This window comes from Cohnella kolymensis (assembly GCF_000829465.1).
In the GTDB taxonomy this organism is placed as follows: Bacteria; Bacillota; Bacilli; order Paenibacillales; family Paenibacillaceae; genus Cohnella; species Cohnella kolymensis.
In genome coordinates this window covers 168,633-182,275 of record NZ_JXAL01000006.1, presented here as the reverse complement: position 1 = coordinate 182,275, position 13,643 = coordinate 168,633, and the positions used below count along the sequence as shown (strand labels likewise).

Sequence of the window (13,643 nt, the reverse complement as noted above, 5' to 3'; positions counted from 1 at the left end):
CATTCAGTATCAACGGAATAAACAGCAAAAGAGGAACCCTTCGCGAAGGTGCCTCCCGCATTGCCCCGCTAGCGGGGGATGGTTCGGCATGCCGCGCGTCAGGTTCCCTCTTTTGTCTTTATCAATTAACGCCGGAAGCGCCGTTGACGCCAGAAGATACCTTCAAGCGCAAAGCGTTCAGACGGATAAAGCCTGTTGCGTCCCCTTGATCGTACGCTTGCGTAGGATCGGCTTCCATCGTGGCGATGTGGGGATTGTATAGACTGACCGGGCTCTTCAGTCCGGCGGCCATCATATTGCCCTTGTACAGCTTGAGCCGCACCGTACCGGTGACGTTCTTCTGGCTTTCCGACACCAAAGCTTGAATGGCAAGGCGCTCGGGCGCAAACCAGAAACCGTTGTACACAAGAGAGCTGTATTTGGAAATGAACGAGTCGCGCAAATGCATGACTTCCCGGTCCATCGTAAGCGATTCGATCTTGCGGTGAGCGGTGAAAAGGATGCTGCCGCCCGGTGTTTCGTACACACCGCGGCTCTTCATGCCGACAAAGCGATTCTCCACCATATCGACGCGTCCGATCCCATGCTTGCCGCCAAGCTCGTTGAGCTTCTCCATCACCTGCAGCGGATTCATCGGAACACCATTCACCGCCACACAATTGCCGCCTTCGAATTCCAACTCGACATATTCGGGTTGGTCCGGTGCCTTCTCCGGCGAAACGCTGAGCACATACATCTCTTGAACATCATCAGCACTTGAGTCGAACCAAGGATCCTCGAGCATGCCGCTCTCGAAGCTGATGTGAAGCAGGTTGCGATCCATAGAGTAAGGCTTAGCCGCAGAAGCTTGAACGGGAATGCCGTGCTTTTCCGCGTAAGCGATCATCTCGGCGCGGCCAGGGAATGCCTGCCGGAACTCCTCAATTCGCCATGGCGCGATCACTTTGATGTTCGGAGTCAGCGCAGCGGCCGTCAGCTCGAAACGCACCTGATCGTTCCCTTTACCCGTGGCGCCGTGCGCGATTGCGGTAGCCCCTTCGGCAATGGCGATATCCACCATCCGCTTAGCGATCAAAGGCCGTGCGATACTGGTGCCGAGCAGATACTGCCCTTCGTACAGCGCACCCGCCTGAAACATCGGATAGATAAAATCCTTGGCGAACTCCTCACGAAGATCGTCGATATACACTTTGGACGCCCCGGTTTTGATCGCTTTCTCCTCAAGACCGTCGAGCTCATCCTTTTGTCCGATATCGGCCGTAAAAGTAATGATTTCCGCGTCGTACGTCTCTTTTAACCAAGTAAGGATGACGGAGGTATCAAGGCCCCCGGAGTAGGCCAGAACGATTTTTTCTTTTGCCATCGGGTTAAAGCTCCTTCGTATCGGAAAATAAGGCTACATGATCGCGGCCATAATTGCTTTTTGCGCGTGGAGACGGTTCTCCGCCTCATCGAAAATAACCGAATGCGGCCCGTCGATGACCCCTTCGCTTACCTCTTCGCCTCGGTGGGCGGGCAAGCAGTGCATGAACAGGTAATCGGATTTGGCGTATTTCACGAGCTCCTCGTTCACCTGATAATGGGCAAAAGCTTTCTCGCGTTCCTTCTGCTCCGCCTCGAAGCCCATGCTGGCCCACACATCGGTGTAGATGATATCCGCATTCTCAACGGCTTCACGGGCGTCCCTCAAAATATCCACTCTGCCGCCGGTCTCAGCCGCAGCCTCTTTAGCCAGCTGAACGATTCCCGCATCGGGATCGTACCCTGCCGGAGATGCGACGGTAAAATGCATGCCCAGCTTGCTCGCTCCCATCATCAGGGAATGAGTCATGTTGTTGCCGTCGCCGATGTAGGCGATCTTGAGCCCTTCAAGGCGCCCTTTCATCTCGAGGATCGTTTGAAAATCGGCAAGCGCCTGGCAAGGGTGCGATCGATCCGACAGCGCGTTAATGACGGGAATCGTCGCGCTGCGAGCCAGCTCCACCACGTTGCGGTGACCGAATGTGCGAATGATGATTCCATCCAGGTAACGCGACATCGTCTGCGCCGTATCCCGGATCGTTTCGCCGCGGCCCATCTGGATGTCGTTCTTGCTCAAAAACAAAGCGTGACCGCCCAGCTGATACATGCCGACTTCAAAAGAAACCCGGGTGCGTGTAGACGATTTTTCGAAAATCATCCCCAATGTTTTACCTTTGAGCGGCTGATAGAATTCTCCCGATTTCTGCTTGCGCTTCAGCTCGATAGCCAAATCCAGCAAATAACGGATCTCTTCCGGTGAATAATCGATAAGTCCGAGAAAATCGCGGCCTTTCAGCTGCGCGGACATGTCTTCCAAATTCGCGGTGGGTTGCAAAGCGTTCCCTCCCTATCTCTTGTCAGTTGACGGGCTTAACCGTCGCATGCTCCTTAAGTACATCAGCGATCAGATCAACCGCTTCGTCGATTTCATCCTTGGTGACGAGCAGATTCGGAAGCAGTCGAATAACTTCTGGTCCGGCCGGTACGACGAGCAGTCCCCGCTTATGAAGCTCGGCGATATGCTCTGCGACGGGAGCGTTGCAGAGGATTCCTATCAGCAAGCCGGAGCCCCGGATCTGCTTCACTTGGGGCAGTCCCGTCAGCTTTGCCCTTAGCTGCCGAAGCAGATAGGCGCCGGCTTCTTCCGCCCGCTCAGGCAGTTTCTGTTCAAGCATCGTTTCTATCGTTGCGGCGACCGCGGCCATTATGATCGGTGTGCCGCCAAACGTTGTCGCGTGCGAGCCGGGAGTGAACGCCGGGATCAGATGCGCCTTAGCCAGCATGGCACCGACCGGAACCCCGCTTCCAAGACCTTTGGCGAGAGTGAAAATATCCGGCTCGACGTCGTAATGCTCATACGAGAAAAGCTTTCCTGTTCGCCCCATACCGGTCTGGATTTCGTCAATGATGAGCAGCACGCCATGCCGGTCGCACAGTTCTCTCACCTGGCGAAGGAAATCCGCTTCGACCGGAATGACGCCCCCTTCTGCCTGAACCAACTCCAGCATAATCGCAGCCGTATTCTCGTTCACGGCCTCTTCCAGTGCGTCCATATCATGCAGTGGAACGTGGCGGAATCCTTCCGGCAAAGGCAGGAATCCGTCCTTCACCTTCTCTTGGCCCGTGGCCGTCAGCGTCGCCAAAGTCCGTCCGTGGAACGACTGGTTGAAGGTAATAATCTCGAACCGCTGCTCGCCCAATACCTTCTGGTAATAACGGCGCGCCAGCTTGATCGCGGCTTCATTCGCCTCAGCTCCGCTGTTGCAGAAGAACACCGCGTCCGCGCAGCTGTTGTCGACCAGCAAACGCGCTGCCTTTTCCTGATTCGGATTATGAAAAAGGTTTGACACGTGCCACAGCTGATCGAGCTGGCTGACCAACGCTTCCTTAACCGCATCCGGCGAATGCCCGAGATTGGTCACCGCCAGGCCGCTCATGAAATCCAGATACTCCTTGCCTTGATCATCCCACAGCCGGCTGCCCTTCCCTTTTACTAATGTAATAGGGAACCTGGCGTATGTCGGAAACAACGCGCTCTCACTCATCCCGAACTCTCCCTTCAACCCCTGACAATGCGGGTTCCGATATTTCCGTCCTTCACAGCTCGGCTCAGAACGCGGGGCATTGCCCCATCGACGATCAGCACATCCTTGACGTTGCCGTGCAAGCAGCTCATCGCCGCCCTTACTTTTGGAATCATGCCGCCGTAAATTTCGCCGCTCTCGATCATTTGCTCGATATCGGCAAAAGTAACCTGCGAAAGAACGCTCTTTTCTCCATTAACCGTTCGCATGATCCCTGGAACATCGGTCACCACAATCATCGTATCGACGCCTAGATGGGAGGCCACTGCTCCCGCGGCGGTATCTGCGTTAATGTTGTATCGCTGCCCGGCACCGTCGATGCCGATAGGGGCTATGACGGGCAGGTAGCCCAGGTTAATGATTCCTTCAATAAGTTCAGTGTTGATTCCGATAATTTCTCCGACAAGCCCGACCACATCGGCGTCAGCCACCGGTTTCACCCGGATTAAGCCGCCGTCCGTGCCGGAAAGTCCGATCGATCTTGCCCCGTTCTGCTGCAGCCTGCGCACGATTTGCTTGTTCATGCCGCCGGCCAATACCATCTCGACAACGACCAAAGTGGCTTCATCGGTAACGCGCAGTCCGTTATGGAACCGGCTCTCGATCCCGAGCTTGCCGAGCGTTTCGTTAATCGCCGGGCCGCCGCCATGCACGATAACAGGCTGAGTCCCTTGCTCCTGCAGCTGCCGCAAATCCTCGAAAAAAGCGTCCGGAAGAGCGGCGAGCGTGCTTCCTCCGCATTTCATCACGAATCTATGAGTGCTCATCAAGTTTCGATCTCCTTACGTCCGATAAGCGGCATTAATGCGCACATAGTCGTACGTGAGGTCGCAGCCCCAAGCCGTCGCCGTCCCGCTTCCCATATTCAAATTCACGTGAATGCCGATCGTACCGGTTTTTAAGTACTCCAGTGCCATTTCTTCATCAAAAGGTACCGGGCGGGACTGCTCCAACACGGGAATGTCACCCAAACGAATATCCACTGTCCCGACGTTCACCGGTTGGCCAGCACGCCCGACTGCTGCGATAATTCGCCCCCAGTTGGCATCTGCGCCATACACGGCTGATTTAACGAGACTGGACCCGATAATCGTCTTGGCGATCGCTTGTGCCGCTTCATCACTGACTGCGCTGACGACCGTTGTCTCGATCAGCTTCGTTGCCCCTTCGCCATCGCGCGCGATGGCTTTTGCCAGCTCGGTGCACACATGCCGCAATCCTTGTACGAATGCTTCATAGTCCGGATGGTTGCGCGTCAATTCGCGATTGCCCGCTAATCCGCTCGCCATCGCCACGAGCATGTCGTTGGTGCTGGTATCGCCGTCAACCGTGATCATGTTAAAGCTCACGTTCGTCACTTCGCGAAGCAGCTCTTGCAGCAGCGGTGTTCCGATCGCAGCGTCCGTCGTTACGAATCCGAGCATCGTTGCCATGTTGGGATGAATCATTCCTGAACCTTTGGCCGCACCGGCTATCGTCACTTGCTGCCCATCTAAAGTCAGCGTCACGCAGGAAACCTTTTTCACCAAATCCGTTGTAAGAATAGCCTGGCAGAAATCGTCGGAACCCTGCGCATCCCCTAGAACCCTCGAGGGCAGCTCTGCGATACCGGAGTTCACCCGATCCATTTTCAACAGTTCGCCGATCACGCCTGTGGATGCAACAGCCACCTGATTCTTGCTAATTCCCAACGCTTCCGCCATATTCGCCTGCATCGTGCGCGCATCGGCGTCACCTTGATCACCCGTGCATGCATTGGCGTTCCCGCTGTTCACGACGATCGCCCGCAGCATGCCGCCTTCACTCAAGGTGTCGCGGGTTACCTTAACGGGTGCCGCTTGAAATAAATTCGTCGTATATACCGCCGCCGCAGCCGCCGGAACATCGCAGACAATGACGCCTAAATCGTGCCGGTCCGTTTTTTTCAAGCCGCAGTGGAGTCCGCCGGCCTTAAAGCCTTTGGGTGTGGTGATGCCTCCCTCAGGGAGAACTGTGTACTGTTTCTCTTTCCCCATAATAAGTAGCCCGTTCCTCTCATCGAGTATTAAGGGTAGACCGGAGTGAACTGAAGCCCGAGCGTTTCATCCCAGTTCATGAGCAGGTTCAGGTTCTGAATCGCCTGGCCCGCCGCGCCCTTCACCAAGTTGTCGATCACCGAAATAATCGTAATCCGGCCTGTGCGATCATCCGTGGAAAAGCCGATGTCGCAGTAGTTGCTTCCGTAGACCTGTTTCGTTGCCGGCCAATGGCCTGCAGGATGAACCCGGACGAAACGGCGCCCTTCATAAAATCGTCGGTACAGGTCCACAAATTGGGCAGTATCGCGATTCTCGTTCTGTGCCGCATAAATCGTGCACATGATCCCTCTCGTCATCGGGACGAGATGAGTGGTAAAAGTGGTGATGACAGGACGGCCCGCCGCTTCCGACAATACTTGCTCGATTTCCGGCGTATGTTGATGTTTATTCAGCTTGTAGGCTTTGAAATTCTCGTTGATTTCGGAAAAATGCGCGCTTAAATTCAAGCCGCGTCCTGCACCGGAGACTCCTGACTTCGCATCGATGATGATCGAGTCCGGGTTGATCCAGCCTGCCTTAACCGCCGGATATAAGCCAAGCAATGCAGCTGTTGAGAAGCATCCGGGATTGGAAATGAAGTCGGCTCCGTAAACTTGTGCGCCGTATACTTCCGATAAACCGTACACCGCACGATCCACCTCGGCTTGTGCAGCGGGCTCGTGTTTGTACCACTCCCGATAAACGTCACCCGATTTCAAGCGAAAATCACCGGAAAGGTCGATCACCTTCATGCCTGCCGCCAAAAAATCCGGAGCGAGCTTCATGCTCACACCGTGCGGAGTTGCCAGAAAGACGACATCCGCCTTAGAACGAACGAGTTCTACATCGATTCCGTCCAACAAGTCGGTACGGATTTCTCTCAGATGAGGAAATCCCTCGGCAATCGGCGATCCCGCGCTGGAGGAAGAAATGACCGACGTCACGGTAACATGCGGATGAGATTGCAGCAAACGAATAAGTTCGACGCCGCCATAGCCGGTTGAGCCTACGACAGCCGCGCGGAGCTTGGAATTATTCATTGTCGTTCCCCCGATAAAAACACATAAAAATATGAATAAATAGCGGATAAAATATGTGATTATGATCTAAGTAACTGTTGGTTTATGCTCGAATACTGAATTATTATACGTCTTATGTATTATTTATGCAACCATAGACAGACTATAAATTTTTATTTTCCCGGAAGCCTTCTCCAAGCACTTCGGCGGCGTTGCTGATGATGACGAATGCTTCCGGATCGGCGTCACGAACAAGGTTTTTTAATCGGGTCACTTCGCTTTGGCCGACGACAACGAGCAGGACGGGACGATTCTCGCCGGTATAGCCGCCGACTCCCTCCAGCTTCGTTAATCCCCGATCCAAATCATGCAAAATAGCGGCGGAAACCCGCTCGGGATCTTTGGAGATGATAAAAGCGGCTTTGGAGGTTTGGAGCCCGGTCTGTACGATGTCGATGGTTTTGCTGGTTACATATAGGCCGATTAACGCGTATAAGGCATTTTCGAAGGAGATAAAAAATGCGGCGGCAAGGATGACGAGTGCGTCCAAGGCAGCCACGGCCAAACCGAGGCGAATGCCGGTTATACGGTGGATAATTTGAGCGGCGACGTCAAGCCCTCCGGTCGAACCTCGTCCGCGGAATACAAGGCCAAGACCGAGTCCGACTCCGAGACCGCCATAAATCGCAGCAAGCAAGGGATTATGTGTAGGCGCCGTCCAGTGGGAAGTGAGCAGCACAAAAAAAGGCAGAATGACGGAACCGACGGCCGTCTTCACACCGAAATGTCTTCCTAATACAAGGATTCCTGCGATAAACAAAGGGATGTTGAGCGCCCACTGGGTGTAGGCTGGAGGAATGTGCACAAGCGTGTTGACAATGACGGAGATACCCGACACTCCGCCCGAGGCGATGCGGTTGGAAAGCAAAAACAGATTAAAGCTGACGGCTATGAGGAAAGCGCCGATGAGCAGAGATAAATAGCTGAAAATTTCGCGTGCTGCAGGGGATACCTTGCGCACCTTGCGTTTTTTCACCGAATACGGGGGCTTCGGATCAGTCGATACCACTCGAGTGTCGCCTCTTTTCCATTCTCGCACTAATGAAAGAACTTCCTACACTTGCGGTACGTGTAGGAAGTTTGTGTTTTATTATGCATTTCATTCCGCTTCCAGTTTGATCTGGCTGCGTAAATATCCGTCGATAAAAGGATCCAGCTCGCCGTCCATCACAGCGCCGATGTTGCCGGTCTCCACCTGCGTGCGGTGATCCTTCACCATGCTGTAAGGATGGAACACATACGACCGGATTTGGCTGCCCCATGCGATATCCTTCTGTTCACCGCGGACTTCCGCCAGCTCCCGCGCCTGTTCTTGAAGCTTCAGCTCGTAGAGCTTGGACTGGAGCATTTTCATCGCTTTGTCGCGGTTCTGGATTTGAGAACGCTGCGTCTGGCAAGCCACAACTACACCGGTCGGCAAGTGAGTGAGACGAATCGCGGAATCGGTCTTGTTGATATGTTGACCGCCTGCGCCGCTGGCACGGTACGTGTCCACCCGGAGATCTTCCGGACGAATATCGATTTGGATATCTTCATCAATCTCAGGCACCACATCGCAAGAAACGAACGAAGTGTGGCGGCGGCCCGAGGCATCGAACGGCGAGATTCGTACGAGTCTGTGCACGCCTTTTTCCGCCTTCAGATATCCATAGGCGTTGCGGCCGCTAACCTGAATCGTGACACTCTTAATTCCCGCTTCATCCCCTGGGAGATAGTCAAGCAGCTCGACTTTGAAGCCGCGTTTCTCCGCCCATCGGGTATACATCCGGTACAGCATTTGCGCCCAGTCTTGCGACTCTGTTCCGCCGGCGCCCGGGTGCAATTCAAGTATGGCGTCGTTCTTGTCATAAGGTTGGTTCAGCAGCAGCTGCAGTTCGAAGGAGTCAATCTTGGCGGTAAGAGCCTTCACGCTCTCCGTCCACTCCTTAACCATCGAATCGTCGGATTCCTCTTCAAGGATTTCCAGCATATCCTGAAGGTCCTGAAGCTCGTTCGCCATACCTTCATATTCATCCACGACGGACTTGATGGCATTCATCTCGGCGATGAGCGCCTGTGCCTTCTCGTTGTCGTCCCAGAAATTAGGTTCGCTCATCTTGACTTCATAGTTCTCAATCTGTTCCTTCTTGAGATCTAAGTCAAAGAGACCCCCTGAATTGCTGGAGTCGCTTCGCGCTTTCGCGAAGATCTTGCTTCACTGTAATGTCTATTTCGGACATGTTGATAATCACCTCATATGAATCTTAGGGTGCTCTTCGGAACGATTATTGTCCGTGGCACTGTTTGTATTTCTTGCCGCTGCCGCACGGGCACGGATCGTTCCGGCCGACACGCTGTTCAGCAGAGCGCGTCACAGGTTTCTTAGGACCCGCTTCCGCTTTGGTATCCACGGCCTGCCCTTCAGCTACCGCTTCACGCTTCAGGTTACTCTCCACATGAGCTTTCATGATATAGAGCGTAACCTCGTCCTCGATCCGCTCGATCATGGAAAGGAACATGTTGTGTCCTTCGAACTGGTATTCACGCAGCGGATCGTTACCGCCGTATGCGCGTAAGTGGATACCTTGGCGCAGATGATCCATCGCATCGATGTGATCCATCCACTTGCTGTCGACGGCGCGCAGAACGACGACTTTCTCGAACTCGCGCATCGTTTCGCTGCCGAGGCCCTCTTCGCGCTCGTCGTAGTACTTTTCAATGCGCTCCATCAGCATTTCGATCATTTCTTCTTTTTCCTTGCCCCACAAGTCGTCTTTACTCAAGCGCTCTTCAGGCAAGAAATTCGTATGAGCGTAAGTCAGGAGGCCCTCGAAATCCCAATCCTCCGGCACATCGCTGTCCGAGCAATGGCTGTCGACGGCACGATTCACAACCGAACGAACCATGCCGAGCACGATTTCGCGGATGTTGTCGGAGGCCAGTATTTCGCGGCGATCTCCGTATATTTTCTCCCGCTGCAGGTTGATGACATCATCGTACTGCAAAACGATACGGCGAGTATCGAAGTTGCTGCCCTCGACACGCTTCTGGGCGGATTCGATCGCGCGGGTAATCATGCGGCTCTCGATCGGAGAATCCTCGTCGAAACCGAGACGCTCCATCATGCCCATGATATTGTCCGCGCCGAATCTGCGCATCAGTTCATCCTGCATGGACAGATAGAACTGCGAAGAACCCGGATCGCCTTGACGTCCGGAACGGCCGCGCAGCTGGTTATCGATACGCCGCGATTCATGGCGCTCGGTACCCATGATATGCAGCCCGCCGACATCGGCTACACCTTCGCCCAGAACGATATCGGTACCTCGGCCCGCCATATTGGTGGCGATCGTAACGGTTCCTTTTTGTCCTGCGTTGGCGATGATCGCCGCTTCTTCGGCATGATACTTCGCATTCAGAACCTGGTGCGGTACGCCTTTTTTCTTCAGCATATCCGCAACGCGCTCCGAATTCTCGATCGACACCGTACCGACAAGAACGGGCTGTCCGGTTTTGTGACGTTCTACAATCTCGTCCACAACGGCGCGATATTTGCCATTCTCGGATTTATAGACGACATCCGCCTTATCTTCACGAATCATCGGACGGTTGGTCGGCACCTGCACGACTTCCAATCCATAAATCCGCTTGAATTCTTCTTCCTCCGTCTTCGCCGTACCGGTCATGCCGGCCAGCTTGCGGTACATCCGGAAGTAGTTCTGGAACGTGATAGTGGCGAGCGTCATGCTCTCGTTCTGAACCTCGAGCTGCTCCTTCGCTTCGATCGCCTGATGCAGACCGTCGCTGTAACGGCGTCCTGCCATCAGCCGGCCGGTGAATTCGTCGACGATGAGGACTTCATCATCTTGAACCACATAATCTACGTCCCGTCTCATGATAAAGCGGGCACGAAGCGCTTGCTGCACATGGTGGTTAAGCGTAACATGCTCATGGGAGAACAAGTTGTCGATATTGAACGCACGCTCCGCCTTGGTGACCCCTTGCTCGGTCAAGGCAACGGTGCGCATTTTCACATCTATTGTAAAGTCTTCGGTATCCTTTAATTTGCTGACAAAACGGTCTGCAGCATAGTACAGCTCCGTCGATTTCTGCGCTTGGCCGGAAATGATCAGCGGTGTCCGCGCCTCGTCGATCAGGATGGAATCCACTTCATCGATGAGGGCATAGTTCAGCGACCGTTGTACCATTTGTTCCTTATAAAGGACCATGTTGTCGCGCAAGTAGTCGAAACCGAACTCGTTGTTGGTTCCATAAGTGATGTCGCACGCGTACGCCTGTTGTTTTTCCTCATGGGAAAGTCCATTCAGGTTACGGCCGACAGTCATGCCCAGGAACTCGTAAATTTGACCCATCTCGGCGCTGTCGCGTGTGACGAGGTAATCGTTGACCGTAACCACGTGTACGCCTTTGCCCTGCAAGGCATTCAGGTATACAGCGAGCGTTCCGACAAGCGTCTTCCCTTCCCCGGTCTTCATCTCGGGAATTTTGCCGTTATGAAGAACCATACCTCCGATTAGCTGCACGTCAAAATGACGCTTATTGAGCGTGCGCTTGGACGCTTCCCGTACGACGGCAAAAGCCTCAGGCAAAATATCATCCAAATCTTCGCCTTGATCCAGACGGGAACGGAACTCATCCGTCTTGGCACGAAGCTGTTCATCTGTTAATTGGGAGATCTTTGGCTCCAACGCGTTGATCTCTTCCACGGTTTTAGACAGCCGCTTGATTTCACGTTCGTTGGCATCCCCGAATATTTTTTTGACCAGACCTAACATATCGGTAGTACCCCTCTCTCCTGCGGGTATGACAGTATTCTTTCATTTTATCAGTTTGGGGAAAATGGGGCAAGGAAGGGGTATCGACGGACGCGCATGCTTGAACAAATCGCCAAAAAAAGCCCCGGCAATGAATGCCGAGGCTTTGCATATGTTATGTTCACACAGATTCTATCAACCCGTACTTTCCATCATTCCGGCGGTAAACGACGTTCATTTCCTTCGTGTCCGTGTTGGCAAATACATAAAAGTTGTGTCCGACCATATTCATTTGAAGAATCGCTTCTTCAACATCCATCGGCTTCATATTAAAACGCTTCGTCCGGACAAGTTCCAACTCGTCTTCTTCATCGTGGGTTAATGTACTGACGCTGTTGCCGTTGATGGCTTCTTCCTTAAATAATATGGATGTACCGGTCTGACGGAATTTGCGGTTCATTTTCGTCTTGTGTTTGCGAATTTGGCGTTCCAGTTTGTCCACCACAAAGTCGATGGATGCGTACATGTCGTCCCTTTTCTCCTCAGCTCGTAGTAGAGCCCCAGGAAGCGGGATCGTGACTTCGACGGCTTGTTGACCTTTTGTTACGCTTAGTGTGACGTGTACTTCTGATTCGGGAGGGGCTTCAAAATATCGTTCCAATCGACTTAACTTCTTCTCTACGTAATCACGAAGAGCTTCTGTTACTTCCATACGTTGGCCACGAATGGTGTATCTCATGGGCATTCCTCCTTTGCTGATTCCATGATACCACACCCGTGATGACGGTTTCAAAACATTCGGCTAATTATTTTGAATTTTTAGATAACTTGGCTCATAATGTGCAAAACATAAAAAAACCCCGGAATATCCGGGGTGGCGTGGCAGGCAAATCAAGCGTTGTTTTACTGTTCTCTGTATTATATTTCGACGCTAAAAGCGCCGGAATGATTACACTCTGTTAACGTTAGCTGCTTGCGGGCCTCTTGCGCCTTGAACGATGTCAAACTCTACAGTTTGGCCTTCTTCAAGAGCCTTGTAGCCGTCCATTTGAATTGCGGAGAAGTGAACGAACACATCGCCGCCTTCCTCAGTCTCGATGAATCCGTATCCTTTTTCCGCGTTGAACCATTTTACTTTACCTTGCATCTGTTAAACATTCCCTTCATATTCAAATGACGTAAGACATAGGCGATTTGGCCTGACCCACATCCCGAATATAACATTAGGGAAATAATGGTGTCAATGGTTTTTTGTAAGCGGATTCAGTAAGTGTCACTATATAAAAAAACTCGGATTTTTCCGAGGTTTTTCAAGTTCATTGATGCGTAATGAGTTTTTGTACGTACATTGGCTTTTCTTAATGTAATACCTTCCTAAAAATTTTCGTTAGATTGAGATTGTCTTATTGGCTTCTATCCACGAAAATTCCATCTGATTGTTGAAAGTTCGTATAAACCCTTCTTAGCTGGTTGGCTTGCTGAAGGTTGCTAAGCGGTTGGCGATATCTTTCACGCGCATCTACAAGGTGCATCTGAAACTGACGTTCCAAGTCCAGGCATTCTTGAACCAAGTCTACATGGAGAGAAACATTCGCTTCTGATTTAATATTATCAATTTGCTCCCTTAACTCCACTTGGCGTTGTTGTCCGATAATCAAAATTTCGGCAGATTGATCTTCGTTAAGATCCAATTCTGCCAACCGCCGCGTTACCGAGATCAATTCTTGCCATAACCCACGCAGTGATTCCGTTACAGAGGGAGTTGTTATACCTGCTTCTGCTTTGCCAGCTTGATTGCTTGCGCCCATGTATCCCGCAGCTCCTTCACCTGACCAATACAAAACTCAATATTTTCCGCCTTGTTTTTGATGTTGGCTTCCACCAAATGGCTTTTCATGAACAGGTAAAGAGATCCAAGCTGTTGGGCAACTTCGTAGCTTTGATCCAGGGACATTAACAATTCGTCCAATATGTCCAAGCTGCGAATAATATGATTATTTTTGCCCTCATAGTTCCCATGTTTCGTCTCTTCCAGAGATTGTCCGAGAAATTTGATAAGCCCGTTATACAACAGTAAGGTAAGCTCCTGCGGCGAAGCGGTATTCACCTGCATTTGCAAATAGACTTCTTGGGGTTTTACGCTCATAT

General features: G+C 52.3%; 13 protein-coding genes. All 13 read right to left on the bottom strand.

Annotation, left to right across the window (positions count from 1 at the left end; translation table 11 throughout):
• Window positions 1–121: 121 nt before the first annotated feature.
• Window positions 122–1,363 carry an argininosuccinate synthase gene (locus SD71_RS06860; RefSeq protein WP_041061343.1) on the bottom strand — a complete coding sequence of 414 codons (1,242 nt, stop codon included), beginning with the start codon at window positions 1,361–1,363 and terminating at the stop codon, window positions 122–124.
• A 33-nt stretch (window positions 1,364–1,396) separates the two neighbouring features.
• A complete protein-coding gene (gene argF, locus SD71_RS06855) occupies window positions 1,397–2,329 on the bottom strand; it encodes an ornithine carbamoyltransferase (protein WP_041061459.1) in 933 nt (310 codons plus the stop codon).
• 49 nt (window positions 2,330–2,378) lie between these two features.
• Window positions 2,379–3,566: an acetylornithine transaminase gene (locus tag SD71_RS06850; protein WP_041061340.1), complete on the bottom strand. Its 1,188-nt coding sequence runs from the start codon at window positions 3,564–3,566 to the stop codon at window positions 2,379–2,381.
• Window positions 3,567–3,580: 14 nt separating this feature from the next.
• Window positions 3,581–4,372, bottom strand: a complete 792-nt coding sequence (gene argB / locus SD71_RS06845) for an acetylglutamate kinase (protein ID WP_041061337.1) — start codon at window positions 4,370–4,372, stop codon at window positions 3,581–3,583.
• A 15-nt stretch (window positions 4,373–4,387) separates the two neighbouring features.
• Entirely contained in the window at window positions 4,388–5,620 is a 1,233-nt protein-coding gene (gene argJ, locus SD71_RS06840) for a bifunctional glutamate N-acetyltransferase/amino-acid acetyltransferase ArgJ (RefSeq protein WP_041061335.1), read from the bottom strand.
• A gap of 29 nt (window positions 5,621–5,649) precedes the next feature.
• Entirely contained in the window at window positions 5,650–6,702 is a 1,053-nt protein-coding gene (gene argC, locus SD71_RS06835) for an N-acetyl-gamma-glutamyl-phosphate reductase (protein WP_041061332.1), read from the bottom strand.
• 142 nt (window positions 6,703–6,844) lie between these two features.
• The gene (locus SD71_RS06830; RefSeq protein ID WP_041061456.1) at window positions 6,845–7,717 is read right to left on the bottom strand and encodes a YitT family protein; all 873 of its coding nucleotides are present in this window, start codon (window positions 7,715–7,717) and stop codon (window positions 6,845–6,847) included.
• A 123-nt stretch (window positions 7,718–7,840) separates the two neighbouring features.
• Window positions 7,841–8,960, bottom strand: a protein-coding gene (gene prfB / locus SD71_RS06825) for a peptide chain release factor 2 (RefSeq protein ID WP_200889570.1) whose coding sequence is annotated in 2 segments (ribosomal slippage) — window positions 7,841–8,881 and window positions 8,883–8,960 — 1,119 coding nt in all. Because the reading frame shifts where the segments join, the coding sequence is not laid out codon by codon here.
• A 45-nt stretch (window positions 8,961–9,005) separates the two neighbouring features.
• Window positions 9,006–11,516, bottom strand: a complete 2,511-nt coding sequence (secA, locus tag SD71_RS06820) for a preprotein translocase subunit SecA (RefSeq protein ID WP_041061326.1) — start codon at window positions 11,514–11,516, stop codon at window positions 9,006–9,008.
• A 160-nt stretch (window positions 11,517–11,676) separates the two neighbouring features.
• Window positions 11,677–12,234 (bottom strand): ribosome hibernation-promoting factor, HPF/YfiA family, encoded by a 558-nt coding sequence (hpf, locus tag SD71_RS06815; RefSeq protein WP_041061323.1) that lies wholly within the window; start codon window positions 12,232–12,234, stop codon window positions 11,677–11,679.
• Window positions 12,235–12,444: 210 nt separating this feature from the next.
• Window positions 12,445–12,642 (bottom strand): cold shock domain-containing protein, encoded by a 198-nt coding sequence (locus tag SD71_RS06810; RefSeq protein WP_041061320.1) that lies wholly within the window; start codon window positions 12,640–12,642, stop codon window positions 12,445–12,447.
• Between the two features lie 256 nt (window positions 12,643–12,898).
• Window positions 12,899–13,303, bottom strand: coding sequence for a hypothetical protein (locus tag SD71_RS06805; RefSeq protein WP_041061317.1), 405 nt, complete (start codon window positions 13,301–13,303; stop codon window positions 12,899–12,901).
• Entirely contained in the window at window positions 13,261–13,641 is a 381-nt protein-coding gene (gene fliS, locus SD71_RS06800; RefSeq protein ID WP_041061314.1) for a flagellar export chaperone FliS, read from the bottom strand. Before fliS ends, SD71_RS06805 begins: the two co-directional genes overlap by 43 nt.
• Between the last annotated feature and the right edge of the window lie 2 nt (window positions 13,642–13,643).

Excerpts from the sequence above, each read along its gene's own strand:
- SD71_RS06810 (WP_041061320.1), bottom strand. The coding sequence starts at position 12,642 with ATGCAAGGTAAAGTAAAATGGTTCAACGCGGAAAAAGGATACGGATTC.
- argJ (WP_041061335.1), bottom strand. The coding sequence starts at position 5,620 with ATGGGGAAAGAGAAACAGTACACAGTTCTCCCTGAGGGAGGCATCACC.
- fliS (WP_041061314.1), bottom strand. The coding sequence starts at position 13,641 with ATGAGCGTAAAACCCCAAGAAGTCTATTTGCAAATGCAGGTGAATACC.
- SD71_RS06860 (WP_041061343.1), bottom strand. The coding sequence starts at position 1,363 with ATGGCAAAAGAAAAAATCGTTCTGGCCTACTCCGGGGGCCTTGATACC.
- SD71_RS06805 (WP_041061317.1), bottom strand. The coding sequence starts at position 13,303 with ATGGGCGCAAGCAATCAAGCTGGCAAAGCAGAAGCAGGTATAACAACT.
- hpf (WP_041061323.1), bottom strand. The coding sequence starts at position 12,234 with ATGAGATACACCATTCGTGGCCAACGTATGGAAGTAACAGAAGCTCTT.
- argB (WP_041061337.1), bottom strand. The coding sequence starts at position 4,372 with ATGAGCACTCATAGATTCGTGATGAAATGCGGAGGAAGCACGCTCGCC.
- argC (WP_041061332.1), bottom strand. The coding sequence starts at position 6,702 with ATGAATAATTCCAAGCTCCGCGCGGCTGTCGTAGGCTCAACCGGCTAT.
- SD71_RS06850 (WP_041061340.1), bottom strand. The coding sequence starts at position 3,566 with ATGAGTGAGAGCGCGTTGTTTCCGACATACGCCAGGTTCCCTATTACA.
- secA (WP_041061326.1), bottom strand. The coding sequence starts at position 11,516 with ATGTTAGGTCTGGTCAAAAAAATATTCGGGGATGCCAACGAACGTGAA.
- argF (WP_041061459.1), bottom strand. The coding sequence starts at position 2,329 with ATGTCCGCGCAGCTGAAAGGCCGCGATTTTCTCGGACTTATCGATTAT.